The organism is Dehalococcoidales bacterium (genome assembly GCA_035529395.1).
In the GTDB taxonomy this organism is placed as follows: domain Bacteria; phylum Chloroflexota; class Dehalococcoidia; order Dehalococcoidales; family Fen-1064; genus DUES01.
Genome location: DATKWT010000150.1, coordinates 1 through 24,580, shown reverse-complemented (window position 1 = coordinate 24,580; position 24,580 = coordinate 1). Strand labels below are relative to the sequence as shown.

The 24,580-nt window shown below is 56.7% G+C and carries 23 protein-coding genes; 9 read left to right on the top strand and 14 right to left on the bottom strand.

All coding sequences use genetic code 11. The features are described 5' to 3' along the window. A partial coding sequence (locus VMW13_09675) for a sterol carrier protein domain-containing protein (protein ID HUV45085.1) occupies window positions 1-269 on the top strand: 269 nt, incomplete at its 5' end. A 48-nt stretch (window positions 270-317) separates the two neighbouring features. Here the strand turns inward: VMW13_09675 and def are convergent. From def to trmD, 4 genes are all read right to left on the bottom strand, one after another. After that, entirely contained in the window at window positions 318-827 is a 510-nt protein-coding gene (gene def / locus VMW13_09670; GenBank protein ID HUV45084.1) for a peptide deformylase, read from the bottom strand. Window positions 828-896: 69 nt separating this feature from the next. After that, on the bottom strand, window positions 897-3,320 hold the full coding sequence (gene priA / locus VMW13_09665) for a primosomal protein N' (GenBank protein HUV45083.1): 2,424 nt from the start codon (window positions 3,318-3,320) through the stop codon (window positions 897-899). Window positions 3,321-3,364: 44 nt separating this feature from the next. Then, window positions 3,365-3,733 carry a 50S ribosomal protein L19 gene (rplS, locus tag VMW13_09660; protein ID HUV45082.1) on the bottom strand — a complete coding sequence of 123 codons (369 nt, stop codon included), beginning with the start codon at window positions 3,731-3,733 and terminating at the stop codon, window positions 3,365-3,367. Window positions 3,734-3,750: 17 nt separating this feature from the next. Next, on the bottom strand, window positions 3,751-4,497 hold the full coding sequence (gene trmD, locus VMW13_09655; GenBank protein ID HUV45081.1) for a tRNA (guanosine(37)-N1)-methyltransferase TrmD: 747 nt from the start codon (window positions 4,495-4,497) through the stop codon (window positions 3,751-3,753). A gap of 441 nt (window positions 4,498-4,938) precedes the next feature. Between trmD and sucC the strand changes: the two genes are divergently transcribed. Both sucC and sucD read left to right on the top strand, forming a co-directional pair. Then, window positions 4,939-6,078 (top strand): ADP-forming succinate--CoA ligase subunit beta, encoded by a 1,140-nt coding sequence (gene sucC, locus VMW13_09650; protein HUV45080.1) that lies wholly within the window; start codon window positions 4,939-4,941, stop codon window positions 6,076-6,078. Next, window positions 6,075-6,944, top strand: coding sequence for a succinate--CoA ligase subunit alpha (gene sucD / locus VMW13_09645; protein HUV45079.1), 870 nt, complete (start codon window positions 6,075-6,077; stop codon window positions 6,942-6,944). The genes sucC and sucD overlap by 4 nt, the downstream gene beginning before the upstream one ends. A 316-nt stretch (window positions 6,945-7,260) precedes the next feature. On the opposite strand, the gene VMW13_09640 is transcribed toward sucD, so the two are convergent. The 5 genes from VMW13_09640 to VMW13_09620 all read right to left on the bottom strand — a co-directional run bounded on the left by VMW13_09640 (window position 7,261) and on the right by VMW13_09620 (window position 11,955). After that, window positions 7,261-8,070, bottom strand: a complete 810-nt coding sequence (locus VMW13_09640; protein ID HUV45078.1) for an enoyl-CoA hydratase-related protein — start codon at window positions 8,068-8,070, stop codon at window positions 7,261-7,263. A 47-nt stretch (window positions 8,071-8,117) separates the two neighbouring features. Then, entirely contained in the window at window positions 8,118-8,933 is an 816-nt protein-coding gene (locus VMW13_09635) for an MBL fold metallo-hydrolase (GenBank protein ID HUV45077.1), read from the bottom strand. 108 nt (window positions 8,934-9,041) lie between these two features. Further along, on the bottom strand, window positions 9,042-10,130 hold the full coding sequence (locus tag VMW13_09630; GenBank protein HUV45076.1) for a uroporphyrinogen decarboxylase family protein: 1,089 nt from the start codon (window positions 10,128-10,130) through the stop codon (window positions 9,042-9,044). A 46-nt stretch (window positions 10,131-10,176) separates the two neighbouring features. Beyond that, complete coding sequence (locus VMW13_09625) at window positions 10,177-11,322, bottom strand: uroporphyrinogen decarboxylase family protein (protein ID HUV45075.1); 1,146 nt, start codon at window positions 11,320-11,322, stop codon at window positions 10,177-10,179. Further along, the gene (locus VMW13_09620; GenBank protein HUV45074.1) at window positions 11,323-11,955 is read right to left on the bottom strand and encodes a cobalamin-dependent protein; all 633 of its coding nucleotides are present in this window, start codon (window positions 11,953-11,955) and stop codon (window positions 11,323-11,325) included. Between the two features lie 134 nt (window positions 11,956-12,089). On the opposite strand from VMW13_09620, the gene VMW13_09615 reads away from it, so the two are divergent. From VMW13_09615 to VMW13_09605, 3 genes are all read left to right on the top strand, one after another. Then, window positions 12,090-12,239 carry a hypothetical protein gene (locus VMW13_09615; protein ID HUV45073.1) on the top strand — a complete coding sequence of 50 codons (150 nt, stop codon included), beginning with the start codon at window positions 12,090-12,092 and terminating at the stop codon, window positions 12,237-12,239. Continuing rightward, window positions 12,227-13,066: a dihydropteroate synthase gene (locus tag VMW13_09610; protein HUV45072.1), complete on the top strand. Its 840-nt coding sequence runs from the start codon at window positions 12,227-12,229 to the stop codon at window positions 13,064-13,066. Before VMW13_09615 ends, VMW13_09610 begins: the two co-directional genes overlap by 13 nt. Before the next feature lie 77 nt (window positions 13,067-13,143). Next, the gene (locus VMW13_09605) at window positions 13,144-14,556 is read left to right on the top strand and encodes an amidase (GenBank protein HUV45071.1); all 1,413 of its coding nucleotides are present in this window, start codon (window positions 13,144-13,146) and stop codon (window positions 14,554-14,556) included. Window positions 14,557-14,567: 11 nt separating this feature from the next. On the opposite strand, the gene VMW13_09600 is transcribed toward VMW13_09605, so the two are convergent. Next, on the bottom strand, window positions 14,568-16,481 hold the full coding sequence (locus VMW13_09600; protein ID HUV45070.1) for an ASKHA domain-containing protein: 1,914 nt from the start codon (window positions 16,479-16,481) through the stop codon (window positions 14,568-14,570). Window positions 16,482-16,626: 145 nt separating this feature from the next. On the opposite strand from VMW13_09600, the gene VMW13_09595 reads away from it, so the two are divergent. Further along, on the top strand, window positions 16,627-17,118 hold the full coding sequence (locus VMW13_09595) for a CvpA family protein (GenBank protein ID HUV45069.1): 492 nt from the start codon (window positions 16,627-16,629) through the stop codon (window positions 17,116-17,118). A 39-nt stretch (window positions 17,119-17,157) separates the two neighbouring features. On the opposite strand, the gene VMW13_09590 is transcribed toward VMW13_09595, so the two are convergent. Genes VMW13_09590 through VMW13_09575 form a run of 4 tightly spaced genes read right to left on the bottom strand, consistent with a single transcriptional unit; the run spans window position 17,158 to window position 20,460 of the window. After that, window positions 17,158-18,051: an SMP-30/gluconolactonase/LRE family protein gene (locus VMW13_09590; GenBank protein HUV45068.1), complete on the bottom strand. Its 894-nt coding sequence runs from the start codon at window positions 18,049-18,051 to the stop codon at window positions 17,158-17,160. 46 nt (window positions 18,052-18,097) lie between these two features. Beyond that, a complete protein-coding gene (locus VMW13_09585) occupies window positions 18,098-18,745 on the bottom strand; it encodes a hypothetical protein (GenBank protein ID HUV45067.1) in 648 nt (215 codons plus the stop codon). A 29-nt stretch (window positions 18,746-18,774) separates the two neighbouring features. Beyond that, window positions 18,775-19,170, bottom strand: coding sequence for a VOC family protein (locus VMW13_09580; GenBank protein ID HUV45066.1), 396 nt, complete (start codon window positions 19,168-19,170; stop codon window positions 18,775-18,777). A gap of 42 nt (window positions 19,171-19,212) precedes the next feature. Next, window positions 19,213-20,460 (bottom strand): CinA family nicotinamide mononucleotide deamidase-related protein, encoded by a 1,248-nt coding sequence (locus VMW13_09575; protein HUV45065.1) that lies wholly within the window; start codon window positions 20,458-20,460, stop codon window positions 19,213-19,215. Window positions 20,461-20,667: 207 nt separating this feature from the next. On the opposite strand from VMW13_09575, the gene queA reads away from it, so the two are divergent. Both queA and VMW13_09565 read left to right on the top strand, forming a co-directional pair. Beyond that, window positions 20,668-21,708, top strand: a complete 1,041-nt coding sequence (gene queA, locus VMW13_09570; protein HUV45064.1) for a tRNA preQ1(34) S-adenosylmethionine ribosyltransferase-isomerase QueA — start codon at window positions 20,668-20,670, stop codon at window positions 21,706-21,708. Between the two features lie 232 nt (window positions 21,709-21,940). Continuing rightward, window positions 21,941-24,580, top strand: a 2,640-nt coding sequence (locus VMW13_09565; GenBank protein HUV45063.1) for a UPF0182 family protein, incomplete at its 3' end; no start/stop codon positions are given.

The window sequence follows — 24,580 nt, the reverse complement described above, 5'->3', positions numbered from 1 at the left end:
CCTTTGAGATAAGTGATGACTTCTGCCCCTGGAACCAGGGTGGATGGAAGCTGGAGACCTCTCCGGAGGGAAGCTCAATCACCCGTACCAGCGAGACCCCGCAGGTGGTAATGCCGGTAAGCACCCTGGCGATGCTGGTATTCGGCCAGATAAGCGCCACCGAGGCCGCCCGAATGGCACGCCTTGAAGTCAACGAACCGGATGCCCTGCCGATGTGGGACAGGACAATGCACACTCGCTACCGGCCGATTTGTACCGATATGTTTTAGGTATGGGACTGCTTGCTTCGCTGTCGCAGAGATAACTGGTCCGAGGCGCTAGTACTCTGCCAGCGGGTCGGAAGTCTCTTCAGGCTGAAGCGTTTCCACCGGGCGCAACTCGTCCAGGCTGTCCAGGTGGTCGATATAGAGCACGCCGTTGAGGTGGTCTATCTCGTGCTGCATAACCCGGGCAAGCAGGTCTTCGCCTTTTAGCCGGGTCTCTTTGCCATCTCGGTCAAGGGCTTTAACTGTGACCTTTGCTGCCCGTTGGACATCGGCAAAATAGCCGGGGATGCTGAGGCAGCCTTCGACTCCTACTATCTCACCGGTCCTGCGGACTATTTGCGGGTTAATGAGGACGATTTCTTCCTCTTCAGGAAGCTGAATGACAACCACTCGCATTGTTATGCCTACCTGTGGTGCTGCCAGGCCAATGCCGGAAGAGGCATGCATCGACACCAGCATATCGTCGACTAGCCTGTGTATCGAGCCGTCGATGTTCTTGACCCGCCTGCTTCTCTGCCTCAGCACGGGGTCAGGCATAGTGCGGATTGGACTAATCGCCATCAGGACCTCATCCCTTCACAGTCCCCACTGGTAGAATCTGGTGATGCGTGTCTATTTCTACTATATCGCCTACAGCCCCACGGGGTCAACGTCCACTGTCCAGCCCTGCGGTATTGGTATCTGTGCCAGGAAATCGGACAACTCCGAGCCGCGGAGTATTATCTGCCAGCGGAACCTGCCCCGCAGACGGTGAATGAACGCCGGCGCCGGGCCGATGAGACTGAGGCCGGCTATTCCCCTGGCATCCCTCTCTTCAAGGATACGTCGCTCCATGTGTTTCGCTTCCCTCCAGCAGGCGGCATCGTTGGTGTGGATGTAAGTGAGACCGGCAAGCTGTGTAAATGGCGGGTTGCGGAGCTGCCGGCGGTAGGCAATTTCTGTCTCGTAGAAGAGGTCATAGTCGTGGCCGGCCGCGGCCTGGACGGCGTAGTGCTCAGGTGCATAGGTCTGGATGATTACCTGCCCCGGTACCGTGCCCCGTCCGGCACGTCCCGCCACCTGGCAGAGAAGCTGAAATGTCCGTTCTCCGGCGCGGAAGTCGGGCAGGTTAAGACCGGTATCCGCGTTGACAACTCCCACCAGGGTGATGTTGGGCAGGTCCAGCCCCTTGGCAACCATCTGCGTGCCGATGAGAATGTCCGCCTCGTGGTTGCGGAACCGGTCCAGGATTTCCTGGTGAGATTGCTTCCGTCGGGTTACATCGCTGTCCCAGCGCAGCAATCGTGCATCGGGAAAGGCCAGACTGGCTTCCCGTTCCAGTCGCTGGGTCCCGAGGCCGAGGAACTTGATTCTCCGGCTCGTGCAGCGTGGGCAGGTCCGGGGCACCTGTGCCCTCCGGTTGCACTGGTGGCAGACGAGTATATCCTCGGTGAGGTGGTAGCTGAGGGGAGTCTCGCAGCGCTGGCATGCCAGAACAAAACCGCAGTTGCGACACTGGATGGAGGTGGCGCCACCTCTACGATTCAGGAACAGGATAGCCTGTTCTCCATTGGCCAGGACCCGCTCTATGGCCTCGGACAGGGCGACACTGAAAATGCTGCGGTTTCCCGCTTTAAGCTCTTCTCTGAGGTCAATTATCTCGACACGGGGCAAGGAAGCGCTCCCGTCGGGAGTGACGCGCTCGGGAAGGCGCAGCAAAACGTAATCATCCTGCTGAGCACGGTGGAAGGTCTCGACGTCGGGAGTGGCGCTGCCGAGGACAGCCGTCGCTCCGGTCAGTTCGGCCAGCTTGATGGCGGTGTCACGGACATGGTAGCGCGGCGACTGCTCCTGCTGCTTGTAGGTCCATTCGTGCTCTTCGTCAATGACGATAAGCCCCAGGTCAGGTTGTGGTGCGAAGAGGGCGCTCCTTGGACCGATAACGACATCGAACTGGCCGTTCCTTATCGCCTGCCACTCGTCATACTGCTCTCCGGGGGAGAGTCGGCTGTGGAGCACGGCGACGCGATTGGGGAAGCGTGCGGCAAAGCGTTCGATTGTTTGCGGGGTAAGAGCGATTTCCGGGACGAGTACGATGCCCCGTTTGCCCCTTCTGACGGTCTCTGCCAGGGCTTGCAGGTAGACCTCCGTCTTCCCGCTACCCGTAACCCCGTGCAGCAGAAACACTTCCGGATAGGTGCGGTTTGGCGCTGTCAGGCTGGAGCGGATGGCACGGAAAGCGGTTTCCTGGGCGGGAGTGAGGTGCAGTGTGTGGGAGGGGGCAGTACCCTGTGGGATAAATGGATGGCGTCTGACCTCGACCTGCTCTATTATCACCAGTCCTTTTTTTTGCAGTATGTTGATGACGGCGCGGCTGATGTTTAGCTGCTGCCGCACCTCAGACAGGGGTACCGGTACTTGCCTCTCCACCAGGAACTCAAGAAGGGCGGCCTGTTTCGTGGCACGCCCCATACTCAGTCTGGCTTGTCGGGCTTCATCGGGCGTAACAGTCAGGCGCAGGTAGGGCACCTGCTTCGGTCCTATCCTGTCCCTTTCCAGTGAGTGACTTCTGGCGACGAGGCCACGGCCAACCAGTTGTGAGACCACCGTCTGGGCGTTCTTCTTACCGAGCGCCTTTTCCAGTTGTCGGAGACTCACACTGTCCTGCTGGTCTGCCAGTTGCAGGACGTACCTCTGCTGCTGTGTGAGTGTGGCGGGGTCATATTCCCGTCCGGTCAGAGAAATATAGGTCAACGTTCTTCGTTCAAAGCCGGGTGGCAGCATCAGGGCCACGGCGTCGAAAAGGGGTGACAGGTAGTAGTTACTTATCCACCGTGCCAGCAGGATATGTGCCGGAGATAGGAGAGGAAGAGGGTCAATGGTGCCAATTATGTCCCGGGTTTCTTCTACCGCGGCATAATCGGTCAGTTCGAGGACAATGCCCTGGAGTGTTTTGTCGCCGAAGGGGACCCAGACAGCTTGACCGGCTTTGACATCGAGTCCCTGGGGGATGGAATAGCTGAACGTCCTGCGCTGGGCTATCGGCGAATTAACGCTAACCTCGGCATAGCTCATGCTGTACCCCGTGGAATACCGGAAGCTCGTAAGGTGGCGGAATCCTAGGTCTGTTTCCGGGGTGTTTCCTTGGCGGTTCTTTTCTCCTTGATACGCGCTTTCTTGGCGCTGAGTCCGCGAAGGTAATACAGCTTTGCCCGGCGTACTTTGCCATGCCGCATTACCTCGACCTTCTCCACCATAGGAGAATGGAGAGGAAAGGTGCGCTCGACGCCCACTCCGTAGGCGACACGCCTGACCGTGAAGCTGGAACCAGGTCCGCTGTTACGGAGCCTGATTACCACTCCCTGGAATACCTGGATTCGTTCCTTTTCCCCCTCGACAACCCTGTTACTGACTTTCACGGTGTCACCCGGGGCCAGTGTGGGGATATTGGGGTTCGGTTTGACATCGACTAGCGTGCTGGCATCCATTTATTAAACTCCTGTATCTAGTGAGGCTGCTTTAACCTCTCGATTAGCTTTTCGTCCCGTACACATAGCTCTGCCCGGTCGAGCAGGTCCGGGCGGCGTTCCAGTGTTCGTATGATGGACTGCTCATGTCGCCATCCGGCGATTCGGGAGTGGTCCCCGGAAAGCAGTACCTCGGGCACAGACCAGCCGCGGAACACCGGCGGGCGGGTATAGTGCGGGTACTCCAGCAGTCCGGTGGTATGTGAATCATCCTCTGATGAATCTTCGGAACCCAGAACACCGGGCAGCAGCCGGACAACTGCATCCACCACCACCATAGCAGCCAGTTCACCACCACCGATAACGTAATCCCCGATGCTTATTTCCTCGGTGACCAGGTGTTCGCGAACCCTTTCGTCTACCCCCTCATAGCGACCGCAGAGCAGTATCAGGCGCGGGTGTTCCGAGAGCTTCCGGGCTATCTGCTGAGAGAAGGGATGTCCCTGCGGTGTGAGCAGTACCACCGGGGTTTCTGCTTTTTCCCGGGCAGACCAGTCGACTTGCAGGGCTTCCACTGCCTCAAAGATAGGCTCCGGCTTGAGTACCATGCCTGCCCCGCCGCCATAGGGATAATCATCGACGGTGCGGTGCCGGTCATGGGTATACTCGCGGATATTGTGCAGTTCCACGCTAACGAGCCCACGGGAAACCGCGCGCTGGAATAACCCGGTGCTGAACGGGCCCTGAAACATCTCAGGAAACAGGGTCAGAATGTCGATTCGCATCACGATAGCTCTCTTGCTGCACCGGCTCCTGTGAAACCGTTGGGGGTGCAATTCACCGCGCTGGTGTCTTCATCCGTAGTTCAGCGCAGAAGGGTATACAAAACAATATTGTAGCACAGGTGACGTGTGGAAAGGAAATAGGGGACTCAGATGTCCGGTACATTAGTGACACTCCACACAAGCAGAAAACCAACGCTCACTGCAGAGAGTGGAGCGTTGGGCAGTGACCGCGACACCTCACTCTGTTGTGTCACTCTTCTGTCTGAACGAGAGAGGTATGCCTGAACGAAAGATGCCCTCATGTGAGGAATAATTTCCAGTAGATGTTACAACTACTTGTGTCCGACCTGTCATTTGGGTAGAATGGGGTGTTGGGGAGAGACCCGTCGGGACCGCTCTATCGCTCCGGCAACACTATCACCACCGTATCGTGGATAGAACATGAAGCTTCTGGAATTTGAAGCCAAGACAATACTAAAGGAATACGGGATACCGGTACCTCGGGGAAGAGACGCCGGTACTCCCGATGAAGTGGAGCTGGCTGCCCGTGAGATTGGCGGACCGGTCGTACTGAAGGCGCAGATACCGGTATCGGGCAGGGGTAAGGCTGGCGGTATACTCTTCGCCGATGACCCTGCCGGAGCCAGAAAGATGGCTTCCGGACTGCTTGGCAGTACCATAAAGGAAAGCCTGGTAAACACGCTGCTGGTCGAGGAAGCACTGAAAGTCGATAAGGAATACTACCTGTCTGTGACTATTGACCGCGTGGCGAAGAGCTACGTGGTCCTGGCATCCATCGAGGGTGGAGTGGACATCGAACAGGTTGCCCTGGCGTCCCCGGAGAAGGTCTCAAGGTACTGGACAGACCCGCTCTCCGGTCTTGATAAGAAGCAGGCAAGGGAGATACTGGCACGGTTCGACCTGAGCGATGACACTGCGGTAGAACTCGCCTCCATGCTCACAATACTGTTCTCGGCGGTTATGGACAAGGATGCCGAGCTTGTGGAGCTGAACCCCCTGGTCAGGACAACTGCCGGGACATTTGTGGCTGTCGATGCCCGCATGATAATCGATGATAACGCCCTTTTCCGGCACGAAGAATTCGCCGACCGGAGCCTCTCCAGGGAGGATGAGACACCCCTGGAGCTCGAGGCAAGAAAGCAAAACCTTGCGTATGTAGACCTGCCGGGGAGTACCGGCGTTATCGGCAACGGTGCCGGCCTGGTGATGGCTACCGTAGACCTGGTGCACCACTTCGGTGGTAGCCCTGCCAACTTCCTTGATATCGGCGGGGGTGGTAGTGTTGACATAAACAGACGGGGTCTGCTGTTGGTACTTTCCAAGCCCGAAGTAAAGGGGGTAGTGGTCAATATCTTTGGCGGGATTACCAGATGTGACTTTGTTGCTCAGGCTGTCATTGAAGCAATAGAAGAATCCGGGACAGGCAAGCCGATTGCGGTGAGCATGATGGGTACCAACGAAGCTGAAGGAAAGCGGATGCTGGATGAAGCGGGAGTGATGAACTTTCCGAATATGGAGGAGGCAGTACAGGGGCTCCTGAGAGTGCAGGGCGGACATTGAGTATAATAGTCGACCAGGGCACAAGGGTCATTGTCCAGGGCATCACCGGACGGGAAGGCAGGTTTCACACTGCTTCTATGCTGCAGTACGGAACCAATATTGTAGCCGGAGTTACTCCCGGAAAAGGTGGAGAAGAGGTAGAGGGTGTGCCCGTCTATGATACTGCTGCCGAAGCCGTTACCCGTCACCAGGCAAATACGTCCATCATGTTTGTACCGGCACGCTTTGCCCGAAGTGCCATTCTGGAAGCGGTTGACGCCGGCTTGAGCACGATTGTTGCTATCACGGAAGGTGTTGCCCACAAAGACGCAATCGAAGGTATGGCACGGGCTAAACAACGAGGTGATACCATCGTTATTGGTCCTAACTGCCCCGGGGTGATAAGCCCGTCAAAGAAAACCAAGGTGGGTATCATGCCCAACCACATCTTCAAGGCCGGAAGAGTTGGTATTGTCTCGCGGAGTGGTTCCCTTACCTACGAGATTGCCTGGCATACCACCCGGGCCGAACTGGGCCAGAGTACCTGTGTCGGCATAGGCGGCGATGCAATTATAGGGCTGGACTTCGTCGGTGCCCTTAAGATGTTTCGGGATGACGATGAGACTGAGGGTGTGGTGTTGATTGGGGAGATAGGTGGTAACGCCGAGGAAACCGCAGCCGCCTACATTGCTGAGACCGGCTATCCCAAGCCGGTAGTGGCCTATATTGCCGGCAGGATGGCTCCGCCGGGGAAGCGTATGGGACATGCCGGGGCGATAATCATGGGAGAGATGGGGACGGCCAGGTCCAAGATTGACGCCTTCGCTGCTGCTTCCGTGCCAGTGGCGGACAGACCCAGCCAGATTGTCGGACTGCTCAGGGTGTGAACCATTCTTCCCTGTGGTGAATCACAGGTGGGTGAATGGCAGACCGGAGGGCAACCCCCTTACTATGGTTGATATGCCCGTTCGGGCTTTATCCGGAAGTATCTCTTTGTGGAGCACTGTCTCCAAACGTGAACAAGCCCGGAGGACGCCCCGGGCTTGCTCAACAGGAGATGATGAAGAAAATTGTATGGCATTACTAGAATACACTGTCGGGGTAAAAATCAGGTAAAGACTGTTCCGCTCCGGTTACAACCAGGTTACGAAAAGGTTGTCGGATAGTAACAGGCTTTCTTACCGCTTTGACAATGGCCCCTGTCTACCTTCCTTTCCAGACCGGAGGTCTCTTCTCAAGGAAGGACTGGATACCCTCTTTGCAGTCTTCAGATTGAGTTGCCGCGCGGAAACGTTGGCTGTTCTCACCCATGAAAACACTGGGCGGCCATTCAAGCGAGCCGTAGGTGAGCTCTTTTATTCCCTTGATTGCCAGTGGTGCTCCACGTGTGACTTTGGCCGCCATTTCTTTAGCTGCTGACATCAGCTGCTCCGGCGGTACTACCATGCTCACCAGACCTATCCTCTCTGCTTCACGGGCATCGATTATCTCACCGGAATACATCAGCTCCAGAGCTTTGCTCAGCCCGACGATATAAGGTAGCAGGTAGGGCCCGGCACCGGTATCAGGAGTAATACCTCTCAATGGAAAGACCCAACCGAAACGTGCATTCTCGGAGGCGATACGGATATCGCACTGGGCCGTCCACTCGGCTCCCATGCCAACAGCAGCACCGTTTACGGCGGCAATGGTGGGTTTGGGAATGCGGGTGAAGGTCCACATCGGCAGGGGACTCTTCGGCAGGTCTACTTTCTTAATCCTCTTTGCCCGCTCGGCGGCAGCCTGAACCTGGTCCCGTGCCAGACCGGTACTCACGTCAGTGCCACCGCAGAAGGCACGGCCGTTTCCGGTGATTATCAGTGCTCGAACTTCGTTGTCCAGGATAACGCCGTTCAGGATATTCGTCATGTCTGCCAGCATATCATCGGTGATTGCGTTCATCCTCTCCGGGCGGTTGAATGTGAGGATGCCGATACCGTCTTCCCTGGTGTACAGAATCTTCTGGTCTTCCATGATTTGCCATCTCCTTACTATTTCCCGTATTGCGGTTGAGTGACCGGCTACTTCTTCAGAACCTCGTAGAGTCTGGCCACATTCATGCGTTGGAGCATTGGTCCCATTGCTTCATTGCCGGGTTCCATCGGATAACGGTCCAGCAGTGATATCTTATCAAGGGCATCTTCCAGGCTCATGCCTTTGCTGATGGCGTCACTGACGGCATCGATCCAGGCCTGTATCATGGCCTTCATCTCCGGGATGTAGCTCGGAGTGCAGACACTACCATGTCCCGGCACCAGGAAATCGGCCTCCATCTGGCCGAGGCGGTCCAGGGAATCCAGCCATTGGTAGGGGACCGCCTGATGTAAGAATGGATGCACCTTGTGGAAGATGTTGTCTGAGGTGAAGACCACACGCTCTTCGGGTATGTAGACCGCTACCTGGTATGGAGTGTGACCGGGCTGGTTGATGAGTCGGAAGGTGTGGTTGCCGACATAAAGTGTGAGCCGTTCGGAGAGGGTGATTGTCGGTGGATGATAGCTGAACCCTTCCAGCAGGGGCAGGTTCTCCGGGGCCGTCTGCTGGAGACGCTCTTTCAACTGGTCTATAGAGGAAGCCAGTATCGCCTCTCTGGTGCCTTCATGGGCAACCACGGTGCCCTCGAAGAAGTGATTGCCGGTGAAGTGGTCGCCATGCGGCTCGGTGTTAATCAGGTAGCGGACCGGGCCGTGCCTGGCGATTTCCTCACGCCACTTCACCGCATCGACCGGCATCTGCGGTGTGTCTATCATCACCACGCCATCGCTGGTGACGACAAAACCGGGGTTGCACCCTCGGAACCCGGTCTCGGCATAGATATTATCGGTTACCTTCTGCATTTTCTCCTCCTTATGGAGTAGACGTGTCTACCATCCGGTTGGCCGGTAGTTCTTTGCTGTATCAACCATAACCTTTAGATTCTCAAACTGAGCATCTACGGGCACTCCTCAGCCAACGCCCATCATGAAGCCACCGCCTTCCGCTACCACATCGATGAGCTTCTTGCAGTATTCCTCTACTTCGTCACACGTACCTAGAGACAGTAAAGAAGGAGATACATCGCCCACTATGCACATATGACCTCTGAGTATCTCTTTGGCCTTGAAGATATCCGTCTTGCTATCCAGCTGGATGAAACACTTACCCTGCGGCAGTTCCTTGAGGTAGGGCATATTCAGTGTCCAGTCGGAATCAAAGTGAAGGATGGGCGTGATTCCCTCGGTAATAAAGGCCTCGACCATTTTCTTCATGTAGGGGAACTCGAAGCGCTCGAAAATATTCAATGGGTATATGAATGCTCCGCCGCGTTCAAGAATCAGTTGCCGGGTGGGAATTCCGTAGGGGCTGGATATCTCGGAAGCCCTGGTGTCTGCGATGGCTATCTCGATAAGGTCGTCGATCATTGCGTCCATGACGGCCTCTACTTTGTCCGGTATACGGTGCAGGTCAAGTGTGAACTTCATCATGGTGCGGCTACAGGACAGCATCATCAAGGGTGTGAAAACGTTGCCCCCGATGTATGTAGGGATACCTTTGTCCTGCCAGGCTTGCGTGCCCTTCTTACCTGCTTCCAACTCCCTTATCTCCCGGGTCTCGATACGGGTATGGTATCCCTCTGGTTCCCAGCCACGGAAATGGGGGTAGAAGTCGTGCATGAAGTTCTTCCAGCCGGTATCGATGATGCGGTCGTAGTCCTGCTCCGTCAGGGTCTCCGTCTCGTCCCACTGGATTATCTCATCTTCTCCGATATCCCTGCCGGGTACCTTAACCTTCATGGGGGCTTCTACCAGATCGCGTACCCGGGTGGTATTACCGCCACTATTGACTACGTCCCAGCCACCAAGCTCTTCGAATACCTCGCGCATTGCCCGCGTGCCCAGCGTTCTGTCACGGAAGTACTCTCCCTGGGTGACACCCTTGTAGCGACAGGGAAACTTGTAATCCATGGCCAGTGATACCGGGACCCGGTCCCCTTTTTCACAATTGATGGCGGCACGTACTCTTGCTAACCTGCTGTCTATGGTATCTTCTGCCACTGCCGTTGCCTCGCTTCTTAAGACTATCCTGCTACCGGCAGCAGGGCTAGCCGTGAGGATAGTAGTTCCTGCCGGTAGCAACCATTACCTTGAAGTTGTCATACTTGCAATCGGCGGCCACCGTACACCCGGAACTAAGGATGAAGCCGGTGTCCTTGCCAACGACATCGATGAGCTGTTTACAGTAGTCCTCCATCTCCCCGGGAGTGCCAAGAGCCTGCAGTCCTGCCGGTACGTCTCCGGCGATACACATGTGGTCCTTCAGTATCTCCTTTGCCTTGAAGATATCCGTCTTGCTATCGAGTTCGCAGATGCACATTTTAGCGGGGAGGTCGAGGAGGTAGGGGAGGTTGAGAGTCCAGTCCTGGTCGAAGTGGAGGTCGACAATCATTCCTTCAGCGACAAAAGCCTCGACCATCTTCTTTACATAAGGATATTCAAAACGCTCAAACACCTTGAGAGGGAAATAGAAACAGCCGCCCCTCTCCAGTACCAGGAATGCCCCCGGTACCCCGGTAAGCCTGGCTACTTCTATCGTACTCTCGATGAGGTCGTCAACCATGGCATCCATGACAGCTTCCACCTTGTCCGGAATCCGGTGGATATCAAGGGCGAAAGCAGTCATTGACCGCGACGTGGAAAGTGCCATCAGTGGCGAGTTTACCGAGGCACCGACCAGTGTCGGCAGGCCCCGTTCTTCCCAGGTGGCAATCTCTTTCCGGTACTGGGCAATCTGGCGCTCCGCCCAGGCAATCGACTTCTCAAGAGGGAATGGACTGGTCTTCTCACGGACTTCATCTGCCCATTTCCGGTAGCCGATTTTGATAATGCGGTCATAGTCCTCAATTGTCATCGATTCAGTCTCGATGTACTGCGGTGGGGAATCTGCGGGAAGCCCTTTGCCCGGGTATATCATCCTCCCCGTCCGTCCGGCCGCCGGGTGCCCGGGGTTAGGACTCTGGCTGTAGCCTGGAAGTATGAAGCCGTCCCAGCCCCCGACATCATCAAACAGGTCTACCATCGCAGACCAGCCTTTACCACGATAATCGGCAAAGGCTTCAGCGAGGGTTAGGCCCTTATGACGGGCAGGAAACATGACATCCAGAAGTGGGGCCACCGGTACCCGGTCGTACGGCTCCAGCTTAACCGCCGCCCATATCCTCTCCCTGGGGGTCATCGTCTCCTTTACCATCTACTTCATCTCCTCGATGAAACGCTTGCAGATTTCCACTCCTTCTATGCCGTCATCGGTGAAGGCATCGGCACCGGTGTGCCTCTGAACAAGCTCGGTGACGACGCCACCGCCAACGATTATCCTGACCCTGTCACGTAATCCCGCTGCCTTGACCGCTTCTACCGTCTGCTTCATGGAATCGAAGGATGGAGTCAGCAGGCCGGACATTCCCAGGATAGGAGCGCCGGTCTCAATCAGCTTGTCGACAAGTGCCTGAGGCTCAACGTCTGTCCCCAGGTCATACACCTCAAACCCGGCCCCTTTGAGGAGTACGGCAACGATATCCTTGCCGATATTGTGAATATCCCCTTTTACCGTGGCGAGGACAATCCTGGCCCGCTGGCCGGTCTCTGCACCAGCCTGGAGGTGCGGTTCGATGAGCTTCACCGATTCCTTGAATATCTCCCCGGAAACAATGAGTTCGCTGAGGAAGTAGTCCCCACTCTTGTACCGCTCCCCGACGGTATCCATTCCCTGGCGGCATTCGTTGAGAATCGACATCGGGTCGGTACCGGCATCGAGTTGCTCGCGGACCAGCCGGTATACTTCTTCCTCGCTCAGTTCCACCAACATATCAGCTATTCCTGCCATTGATACCTCCTCGATTCTTGCCGGACTGCTGTTCCCCATGATAACCCAACTGCGGTCTGAGACACAACCGGAACAGGGATGTTCCGGTACTCTGGTCCCGTAGCCTGTGTAAGCATGTTCTGTACCGGGGCGATGTGATTGACAAGGCAGAAGTGATAGTTGATACTGTCTACAAGTGTAAGGCCGGAAGACGACACAGGCTTGCCAGTCGGCGCATCGACTGGAACGCTGGTGATGATGCCGTAGATAGGAAGGAAGGAAACAACATCTCATGCACACCATAGTATCAAGTGCCACGAGAGAAGTGGTTATCGGTGATGACCAACCAACGGTGCTGATTGGCGAGCGTATAAACCCCACGGGTAGAAAGAAACTGGAGGCGGCACTTGAGGCAGGCGATATGGAATTGCTCCGCCGGGAGGCAGTGGCCCAGGTTGAAGCCGGAGCGGATATCCTCGATGTGAATGTCGGTTCGTCCGGTGTCGATGAAGTGGGTCTGCTGGCACAGGTAGTGCAGGCAGTGGCTGAGACGGTAGACGTCCCTTTGAGTCTGGACAGCGACAATCCCGGGGCGCTGGAAGCTGCTCTCAAGGTGTACCGGGGCAAGCCGATTATCAACTCGGTGACGGGCCAGGAGAGGTCACTGGCGGAGGTCCTGCCGCTGGTCAAGGGACACGGAGCGGCTGTAATCGCACTGACGATGGACGACGAGGGTATACCGGCGGACCCTGCCCGTCGTGTGGCTATCGCTCAAAAGATTATAGAGAGGGCGGAAAGCCTCGGGATTCCCCGTGAGGATGTGATAATCGATTGCCTGGTGCTGACAGTAGCCACAGAGAGTGATGCCGCTCTGGTAACGCTCGAGGCCGTGCGACAGGTAAGAGAGGAACTGGGAGTCAACCAGACCCTGGGTGCGAGCAACGTTTCCTACGGCCTTCCGGAACGCAATGTGCTCAACAGTGCCTTTCTGGCGATGGCAATCAATGCCGGAGTAACCTGCCCCACGGTAAATGCCGCCCGGGTGCGCCAGGCGGTACTGGCCACAGACCTGCTCCTCGGGCGTGACCGCTATGCCCGCCGCTATATCAAGGACTACCGCCAGCGACGGTGACCACGAGGAGGTGCCCCGGACCAATCTCCGGTAATTGTGTGCTGGTAATGGCAGGAAAACAGATGGAGGGATATGTAATGGAGAGAAGTGAAATCGGATACATGTCGGCGGTGGACGTGGCGGCCGCAATAAGAGAGAAGAGGCTTTCCCCTGTGGAGGTCGTGGATGCCATCCTGTCCCGCATCGAAGAAGTGAACCCCCGTGTCAATGCTTACTGCACTATCGTGGGGGAGAGTGCCCGTAAACGTGCGCGTGAGGCCGAATCGGCGGTTATGAAGGGTGCGGAACTGGGGCCACTTCACGGTGTCCCGGTATCTATCAAGGACCTGATGTTCACTAAGGGTGTACGGACGACGTTTGGCTCCAGAGTCTACGAGAACCATGTGCCGGAAGAAGACGACATTGTTGTTGAGCGCTTGCAGGCGGCCGGGGCAATCATGCTGGGAAAGACCAACACGCCGGAGTTCGGCTTCATGGGCGTAACCGATAACCTGTTGTTCGGACCGACGCGTAATCCCTGGAACCTGGGGCGTCACGCCGGGGGTTCCAGTGGTGGTGCCGCTGCTGCCGTGGCTGCGGGTATGGGACCACTGGCAACCGGCAGTGACGGCGGCGGTTCGATACGCATACCGAGTAGTTTCTGCGGGGTCTTCGGCCTGAAACCATCGTATGGCCGTGTGCCCAGGGGTCCGGGCTTCCCCGACTGGCAGACTCTAGCCCACTCCGGCCCCATCACACGAACAGTAGCCGATGCGGCGTTGATGATGGAGGTTATCGCCGGCAGGGACGATAGAGACCGCCGTTCCCTGCCGGAGACGGGACTACGCTACCTGCCCCTGGCTGATAAGGACTTGAAGGGAATGAAGATAGGCTGGACACCCGACCTGGGGTATGCCGCTGTTGACCCTGAGGTAGTGGCGGGACTGACCGCGGCTGTGGGTGTCTTCGAATCTCTGGGCGCTGATGTCGAGCTGGCGACACTGGACCTTGAGCCTCCGGGTATGACTTTTGCTGTGATATGGGCGGTCACTTACGCGAGTAAGTATGCGGACATGCTGGACGAGTGGCGGGGGCAGATGCACCCGAATCTGGTGGCTATGATTGAGCGCGGTAAGGATGTACTGGCCACAGACTACGCCCGGGCGGCCACTGCCAGGGAAGAGTTCTGGCGGGTTATCAGGCCGGCCTTTGAGAAGTACGACCTGCTCCTGACGCCGACAACCGCCGTACCTGCGTTCGAGATCGATAAGTTCGAGGTGACCGAGATTGGCGGGGTCAAGGGTACCCCGACAGTAGACTGGACGCCTTTCACCTATCCGTTCAACTTCACCGGGCAGCCGGCTGCCTCCGTTCCCTGCGGCTGGACGGACGAAGGTTTACCGATTGGGCTCCAGATAGTGGGACGGCGATTTGACGATGCCGGCGTGCTGCGGGCATCCGCTGCTTTCGAACGTGCTGCCCCATGGGCTGACCGGCGGCCCCTTCTGTAACAGTTATCTGTTCAGTATTGAACTGAAGGAAAAAGGTTCCGGTCCGTGTGGGGCAGGAAAAGGGCGGCCACGAACTCGTTCATGAAGGGCGGGTAGTTGGACAGCTCGATATTGGTCATCTTTCTGGCGATGTCTATTGCCTTTTCGAAAGCTGGCCCGGAAAGCAGGGCCATCCTCGCTCCCATGACCGAGCTGTTGCCGACGAATTGAATCCTCCCGGTGTCGATATCAGGCAGAAGACCGATTGCCACTGCCTTGGGGATATCCAGCGAGCTGCCGAATCCACCGGCGACATATATCGTGTCTAGCTGGTCGAAGCTCAATCCGACATAGTCGACCAGGGACTTTATCGCGGCGAAGACCGCCCCCTTGGACTTGATGAGATTGCCAATTTCAGCCTCCGAGATGGTCACCGGTTCACCGGTCTCCGTTTCCTCGGGGAAGGCTAGAATATAGCGGGCGTCATCCTCAACGATTATGCGTCTGTCTGTATCAGACAGGTTGAGCCGGCCCTGCTGGTCGATTATGCCGTTCTTGACCATCTCGTAGATAGCGTCGATGAAACCTGAGCCGCAGATACCTCTGGGTTTGGCCTTACCTATTGTTTGGTAAGACACCTGACCGTCGTTTATTCCTATCTTCTGTATCGCGCCCCTGGTAGCGCGCATCCCGCTCCGGGCACCTCCGCCCTCAAAGGCAGGACCGGCGGAGGCGGAACAGCAAACAAGCCATTCGTTGTTGCCGACCACTATCTCGCCGTTGGTGCCGACATCGATAAGGCACTTCACCTCCGGCTTGTCGGCGAGACCCGTGGCAAGAACACCGGCAACGATATCACCGCCCACGTAGCTGGCAACACTGGGCATGACTTCCACGATGCCCTGCGGGTGGATGTTGAGCCCCAGTTCCCCGGCGAGCACCTGGGGATAGATTGTCGCTGTGGGGACATATGGCTCCAGTCTGATATTGCAGGGCATCAGGCTGAGCAGAAAATGGCTCATGGTGGTGTTCCCGGCAGCAACGATGCCGATGATATCCTCAGTTGCGATGTTCTTATCTCTGGCAATGGCTTCGACGAGGCTGTTGATGTTAGCTATCACTGCCTCATGCACCGGCTCAATGGAACCGCGACCGCAGGCAAAGACCATCCGGGAGATGACGTCTTCGCCGTACCGGACCTGCTGATTGTGGCTGCCCTCTACCCCGAGGACGTTCCCTGTCCTGAGGTCCACGAGCTGGACGACAACGGTTGTGGTGCCGACGTCAATAGCCAGGCCGTACTGGCGGTCTGTGGTGTCGCCCCCCTGTATATCCAGGATTCTACCGATCCTATCGTGCCGGCCGTGAGTAACGGTTACCTTCCACTGGTGCTGACGCAGCCTGGTAGCCAGGTCTCTGAGGCAGGCCAGTGATATCTCGTAATTCGTATCACGTACCGTCTTGCGCAGTTCTCTGGTAACGCGGTCGATATCGGCGATGTTGTCCGTCAGCGTGGGTTCGGGAAGCTCAAGGTATGCTTTACCGACCAGTGGTTCGAAGAAGGCCGCGGGGTCGTCAGGGCGTTTGTGCAGAAATACCTTCTCGGGTTGGCTGTAGCTAATCGGGATGCCCTCGGTCAGGATACTTTCCCCTTCGAGTCGTGACTTGACCGGCACCTCCACGGTAAGGTCATCCTCTACTGTGGTCTGGCAGGCAAGGACATAGCCGCTCTCCAGTTCGTCCCTGGAGAAGAACCCGATGGCGTGCTTGTCGGCACGTGCGTTGCCGCTCACCACCCGGACACGGCACTCTCCACAGAGACCCTCTCCTCCACACAAAGCATCAAGATTCACCTCGGCCTGCCCGGCTGCCTGGAGCAGAGTAACGCCATCTTCTACCTCTACCTCCTTGGCTTCAGGCAGGAAGGTTACTTTATGGATGTTCATCGTGTATTCTCCTATCTGAGTATGTACGTAGCGGCAGTATACAGTATAACTGTAGAGCCGTATGCCAGTTTACCAAGACGGTGTGCTGTGATACAATTCATCAAATGCACCCCCGGATGAACTGAGAGAAAAGGAGGGACGTAGCATGAACTGGCTTGATATCGTAATTGCCGTGGCTTTAATTGTCCCCATCTTCACCGGTCTTAAGCAGGGCTTAATCAAGGCGGCTATATCCCTGGCCGGTCTGATAGTGGGCGTGGTACTGGCCAGCAATTACTACCAGGCGCTGGGCGACAGGCTGACGTTCATTACCAATAGTGACATTGCTAATGTTGCCGGTTTCATCATCATATTGGTTGTGGTGTTGATAATCGCCACTGTAGCGGCTACTCTGCTGAAGTTCACCGCCAAGGTAATTATGCTGGGCTGGGTTGATCACCTCGGTGGGGCGGTATTCGGTTTCCTGATGGGGGTGATATTCATGGGTGCCCTGCTGGCCACCTTCGTGAAGTTCTTCGGCAGCAGCCTGGTGACAGATTCTTTCCTGGCAGCAATACTGCTGGACAAGTTCCCGCTCGTACTCGGTTTCCTGCCCGGAGAATTCGATATGATACGCGACTTCTTCCAGGGTCCGTGACCATGCACTCTGTGGAGCTACTGCCAACAGGACGCTGTGCTAAAATAGGGCAGTGCCGGCGATACTAAGCCGGATGCGGTAGAGGCCGGTGCGAGCCGTCAGGTAAAGGCTCTTCATGTCGGCGTCTCCCCAGGCCAGGTTGGCCGGTAGCTCCGGCGGTCTGACTATTGCCAGACATTTCCCTTCGGGATTGATAATCCAGAACCCGCCGGGCCCGGTGCAGTAGACGTTTCCCTCACGGTCCACCTTCATGCCATCCGGTGCTCCCGGTTCAGGTGCCTGCATCTCGATAAACACCCTTCCGTTGCTGATACTACCGTCCGGACCGACGTCAAAAGACCGGATGTGGCCGCCTGAAGTGTCGGCGACATAAAGTACCTGCTCGTCGGGAGAAAAAGCAAGACCGTTGGGTCGGTCGAAGTCATCGGCCAGAAGCACAAGCTCACCGTCCGGCGCCAGCCGATAGACCCCGTTGAAAGGGAGTTCCTTCCATGCGGTCATCTGGGCGAGCCCGTATGGCGGGTCGGTGAAAAAGATGCTGCCGTCGGACCTTACGACGACATCATTGGGGCTGTTTAGGCGCTTGCCCTGATAGCGTTCGGCGAGGACGGTGATGGTGCCGTCAGGCTCGGTGCGGGTAACACGCCGGGCGCTGTGCTCACAGGCGATGAGCCGCCCGCTCCTGTCCAGTGTAAGGCCGTTGGAGTTTCCACTCGGGGTGCGGAAGGTGGTCACCTCCGGGCCTATATTGAGCATACGCCAGCGGACAATGCGGTTGTGCGGAATGTCGCTGAAGAGCAGGGAGTCGCCGTACCAGACGGGGCCCTCGGTGAAGCCGAAGCCACCGGCGACCTGTTCCACCACAGTATTTTCAGGCACTATCTGCTTGATGGCGCTGTCCTGCGTTTCCATGTTCAAACTGTATGTGCTCATTGTGTTCCTCCTGGTCGAATAAGCTATGGGGATGAATCCGGAGTATCTAGTAGATATCGTGGGCGCGGAAGAGGCGTACCCAGGTACTACCGACCCGTAGTGTGTTTCTCTCCGCTACCATAGCGCGCCCCTTTTCCCAGACCTTGTCGTCAATACCTTCCGGTTTGCCGTGGATGAACCGTGTCTCCTCCCAGTGGCCGGGTCCATGGTAACCAGCCATCAGGAGAATTTCCATCGGGTCGGTAACGGCGAATGTAGTCCAGAGGCCGAGGATGCGGCAGTCGGCGGCATGGTAGAGTGGCCAGACACCCTTTTCCGACGTCTCCACGAAGCGGTCAAGGTCGGCCCGTCTGATGAAGAACCGGCGGTAGCTGTAACTGGCGCGGCGGTCTTCGGGAGAGGGGACACCGTCAGGAAGATAAGCTACCTGTGTGAGCAGCCGTACACATTCGCTCTCTACCATCTCCTCACGGTCTGTTGTGTAGACCTCCTGGGCGGCCTGCCATGCTTCGATGTCGGTAAAGCCCGTCATCTGCAGGAAGGCGTTTCCGGGGTCGCCAACCAAGCCGTTGGCCAGACAGTAGACCTGGCCCCCGGCGGAACGTATTGCCGGGACTGTCTTCTGCCGACAGAGTTCGAGGTAGTCACGTCCTTTCTTGTCGTTTACTATGGTGTACCTGTCTTCGTAAATCATGGTGCTGTCTCCTTTCTGTTGGCGCAATATTACTTATATTCCTGCGGCCTTCTCATTTCCACGAAGACACCATGGGTCTCCCGTGGGTGGACCCAGGCCAGCGGGACATCCGGGGTGGGTTGAGTCACCCGGACCCCTGCTTCGCGCAGTTTATGCACACTTCCGGGAACATCCTCGACATCGAATCCAACCAGATAGACGCCTTCACCGTGTGTTTCCAGGTAGTGGGCCACCGCTTTGGACGGGTCTGTCGGTTGCATAAGCTCGATGTGCCCCTTGCCCAGCGGCAGTATGGCGTTCTTGAAGCCAAACTCCCTGGACTCCGCACGAGAGTACACCTTGAGGCCGAACAGGGTCTCAAAGCGTTTCACGGCAGCCTCCAGGTCCCTGACCACCACCGATAGCTCGATAACATCACCCAGCATTGATAGCCTCCTTGATGAATAATTCCGTTTTGATATGTATCGTCAGGAAGTTGTCAGCCCGAGTTCGATCAACCTTTCTCTGAGGCGGAAGAGAGCGGCAACTGCCCCCCGGCTTTTGGCGTCGGCACGCGAAGGGGGGTAATTCTGCTGCCAGGTCCTGGTACCGTGGGCATCGGAGATGCCGACGAATGCCAGTCCGGGCGGTTTTCCTTCCGGGCTGTCCAGTCCGGTAATACCAGTGGTGCTCAATCCGATGTCGGCCGAGAGCGTTCCTCTGGCAGCTGCTGCCATTGCTTCAGCAACTTCGGCACTGATTGCGCCATGCTGCTTAATGAGGTCCTCGGGAACCCCCCAGGCTAGTTTGGTCCCACCGGAAGAAGCAATTAAGCCCCCACGGAAGCAACCGGAGCTCTTATCGGCCTCGGTAATATTGCTGGCAAGCAAACCTCCCGTGCCGTCCTCCATGGTTGCCAGGGTCAGTCTATGATTGGTGAGCCAGTTGCAGATTATTTCCTCAAGGGTGTCATCATCTTTGCCCCACACGTAGGGACTGAAGAGTTCCTCCATCTGCGCCTCGGTGGTGTCCAGCACCTGCTCGGCATCATCTCCATGAGCGATGAGGCGGATGTGAATTCCATCCGGTTTGGAGTAGATTCCTATTTCGGGATTAGCTGCCTCAAAAAAAGGCTGCACGAGTTCGGAGACCCTGGCTTCGGCAACGGTAAAGGTCTTCACCGTGCGGGAGAGTATTGCCTCCCCGGGAAAACGGGCCTGAAGGCGAGGTGTAACCTCGTTCCTCCACATAGGCATCAACTCGCGAGGTGGTCCGGGGTGCGCCACGATGGTCTTTTCGTCTTTATCCACCCACCAGCCCGGAGCCGTGCCTCTTGGATTCGGCAGGGACACCGCCGATGGAATGAGGACTGCCTGCCTGATGTTATGCTCCGGCATCTCCCGTCCCATTCGGGTGAACATGTCGCGGAGTTGCTGTTCCAGCTCGGGGTCTATAAACGTTTTTTCGCCAAGGACATCGGCAATGCAGTCACGCGTCATGTCATCCTCGGTGGGGCCGAGACCGCCGCCGGTGATTATCAGGTCAGACCTGGCCATGGCCTGCCGTAGCACCTGGCATAGTTGTTCATGGTCATCGGCCACGGTGACCATCCTGTGGAGCTCGATACCCAGGAACGGCAGTTCCGCAGCCAGATAGCTGGCATTGGTGTCGGTGATTTCTCCACGGAGAAGTTCGGTGCCAACGGAGACGATTTCGGCTTTGTAACGGTTACTCATTCGGCGATAGTCCTCTTCTGATGTAATGCTCAGGGCCTGTCTGGCCCGGGATGTTCCCCGGACTCAGCGCTTATTGTAACCTTTTCCAGTCCAACTGTCATCCTTCCCGATAGTACATAGCGCGTGTTTTGTCCCGGCAGGCAGGAAAGCCCTATAATGTTCCTGTATCCGGTCACGATTGTGACACCGGTGACAAGGTGGATAACTGTGAAAACTGCGGATTTCGATTACGCCCTACCCCAGGAACTCATCGCCCAGACCCCGATAGCGGACAGGGACCAATCGAGGTTGATGGTGATGGAGCGTAGTGATGGCTCGTTGCACCATCGACGGTTCTTTGAGGTAGCCGATTTCCTCCGCAGCGGCGATGTCCTGGTCTTTAATGACAGCCGTGTCATTCCGGCCCGCCTTACCGGTAGAAGGGCGGGTACTGGCGGCAAGGTAGAAATCCTGCTATTGCGTCGACTCCGCCCCGGCGTCTGGGAAACGCTGGTCAGACCCGCCAAGCGAATCAGGACCGGCGACAGAATAGAAATAGCGGACGGTTCTACCGCCGTGTCCGGTGCAGGGTTCTGCGCCGAGGTGGTGGGTGTCGGAGACAGGGGAATTCGAGTTATTAGCTTTGAGGATGAGTCATTGCTTACCCGACTGGGCCGGATTGCCCTGCCGCCGTATATCCGGGTGCCCCTTGAGCAGCCGGAACGCTACCAGACGGTTTATTCCAATGAGGACGGTAGTGTGGCCGCGCCGACCGCCGGTCTGCATTTCACCCCGAAGCTCCTTGACCGGATAAGGGGGAAGGATGTCAAATGCCTCTTTGTGACCCTGCATGTGGGACTGGACACCTTCCGGCCGGTACAGGAAGACAATCCCGAAGAGCACCGGATACACACGGAATACGGGGTCCTCAGCCGTGAGGTCGCTGGCGAACTGTCACGGGCTAAAAAGGAGGAACGGCGAGTAGTCTGCGTTGGCACTACCACTGTCAGGCTCGTGGAAGCGGCAGCCCGGGCAAGTAGCCCGGAGAGTGTCAGGCCATTCGAAGGATGGGTTGACCTTTTCATTCTACCCGGCTACCGTTTCCAGATGGTGGATGCCATGATAACCAACTTCCACCTGCCCAGATCGACGCTGCTGATGCTGGTTTCAGCATTTGCCGGGAACGATTTCGTGCTGCGGGCCTATCAGGAAGCCGCTGCCCGGAAGTACCGGTTCTACAGCTTCGGCGACGCGATGTTGATACTATGATGCTGCCGGACGTAGAGTAATCGGTACAAATCCGGTATATTGACCATAGAATTAGCCTGTGTTATCGTGTCAGTATGGGTGGGTATGTCCGGTGAAACGAAAGCAGTCGCTCCGACCAGGAGACTGAGAGGTTATCGAAATGGATTCGCTTGAAAGACTGTGGCAGCGTACAGTTCCTCCGAACGGGGATGCTAAGCCTCCATCTCGTACAAGTACCAAGGGTGCACGCCGGGTGCTCCTTGCTGTTGTGAGCATCCTCGCCCTGTTTATCCTGCTCAATATGGCCAAGGGGTTCTACACGGACTGGCTGTGGTTCAGGGACCTTGGCTATGGCAGTGTATACGGCACTGTTCTGGGTACGAAGGTACTCATCTTCTTTGTGTCAGCCATTATCTTCTCCCTTCTATTTCTCGGCAATCTGCTGCTGGCGATGCGTCTTGCACCAGGGAGCGGAGTGAGTGCCTGGCCGTGGCTTATCATCAATCAGCTGCAGCGAGTGTCCCGGTGGAGTATTATCATCGGTGCGGTGCTGGTGGGCCTGATATTCGGGATGGTAGCACAGGAAAACTGGCTTACAATACTCCGTTTCTTCAATGGGCAGCCCTTCGGCATCAACGACCCCGTCTTCAATAAGGAGATTGCCTTCTACGTATTCTCACTACCGTTTCTCCATTTGCTGCGCGGCTGGCTCATGGCGGTTTTGATTGTCACACTTCTTGGCTGTACCGGCATATATGCGCTCAGCTATGTCGTACAGAAGGCCCGGTTTGATTTCGCCCGCCCTGTACTTATCCACATCGGCGGACTGCTGCTTGCAATTCTTGGGCTCTTTGCCTGGGGTTATCGGCTCGCTATCTGGGAACTGGTATTCTCCGAGCGCGGGGTGGTTTTTGGTGCCAGCTATGCAGATATGCACGCCAAGCTGCCGGCGCAGTGGGTCCTCTTCGCAGTGGTTATCATTCTTGTAGGATTTATCGTGGTTGCCGTAGTCCAGCGCAGGGTTCGCTGGGCCCTCTATGGGCTAGGTGGCTGGATAGCCGCCGCCATAATCGTCGGCAGTATATTCCCGGCGATGGTACAACGCTTCCAGGTCCAACCCAACGAGCTGGCCCGGGAGACACCCTACATCGAGTACAACATCGAGTATACGCGTGAGGCGTTTGCCCTGGACAGGGTGGAGGAAAAGTCCTTCCCTGCGGAGGACATGCCCAGTCTTGAGGAGTTGGCTGAGAACACTGAGACAATTGAAAATATCCGGCTGTGGGACCACCGCCCGCTTAAGGATACCTACAACCAGATACAGGCGATTCGGCTCTACTACGATTTTAACGATGTCGATGTGGACCGGTATATCGTAGACGGCAAATACCGACAGGTAATGTTGTCAGCACGGGAGTTATCTGCGGAGAAGCTGTCTTCCGAGGCACAGACATGGGTGAACCGGCGAATCCAGTTTACCCACGGTTACGGTCTGGCTATGAGTCCGGTCAACGAAGTAACTCCGGAAGGTCTCCCTGAGTTGTGGGTGAAGGATATTCCGCCAGTGGGCGACTTCCAGATTGAGCGTCCCCAGATATACTACGGTGAGAAGACGGATGACTACGTGATTGTGGGCACGAAGACAGAGGAGTTCGACTACCCGGCAGGTGGCGAAAACATCTATGGTCGCTACGAGGGCGAGACCGGCATCAGCCTGCAGGGTTTTATTCGGCGTGCGGCTTACGCCTGGCAACTGGGCGATTTCAATATCCTGATAAGCAGCGAATTGACGCCTGAGAGTCGTCTCCTTCTCCACCGTGATATTCAGGAAAGGGTGAGACGCCTGGCACCGTTCCTGTGGCTGGATGATGACCCTTACCTGGTGATAGAGGACGGCAGGCTACTGTGGATTCAGGATGCCTATACCGTAACCGACCGCTATCCCTATTCCCAGCCACTTAGTAACGGGATGAACTATATCCGGAACAGCGCCAAGGTGGTGATTGATGCCTATAATGGCACCACGACGTTCTACATTGCCGACGCCGAAGACGCCTTAATCCAGACCTACCAGGCAATATTCCCGGAGCTCTTCGTCGCTTTTGAGGAGATGCCGGAGTACCTACGGGCCCATCGCCGCTATCCCGAGGACATGTTCAATATCCAGGGGGCCGTCTACCAGACATACCACATGCAGGACGCCCGTGTCTTCTATAACAAGGAAGACCTGTGGGCCGTACCTAAGGAATACTACGCCGATCGTGAGCAGTTGATGGAGCCTTACTATATCACCATGCGGCTTCCGGATGAGGTTGAATCCGAGTTTCTCCTGATGCTGCCCTATACTCCGGTGAACAAGAACAATACTATCGGCTGGCTTGCCGCCCGTTGTGATGGCGACAACTACGGCAATCTGCTCGCCTATCATTTCCCCAAGGAGAGGCTGGTTTACGGCCCCAGCCAGATAGAGAATCGTATCCAGCAGGATACTGTCATCACGGAGCAGCTTGCCCTGTGGGGGCGCGGCGGCTCCCGGGTTATCCGCGGTAACCTGCTGCTGGTACCGGTTGGCAGGTCAAACCTGTATGTGGAGCCGGTGTTTCTCCAGGCCGAGACCGGCGGGCTCCCCGAGTTAAAGCGGGTAATTGTTGCTGCCGGTGACCAGATTGCCATGGCGCCGACTCTGGAAGAGAGTATTGCCCTGGTGTTTGGTGCCACTCCACCACCCTCGGTAGGGCCGGAACCCGAACCGGAGACGGTACCGGAAGAAGAAACGCCCACGGTATCGGAACCGGAAGTAACCGTGCCTGCTATGCTGTCTGACCTGATAGAGGAGTTCCGATTGCACTATGACCGGGCAATGGACTATCAAAAGGCAGGCGATTGGGCCGGC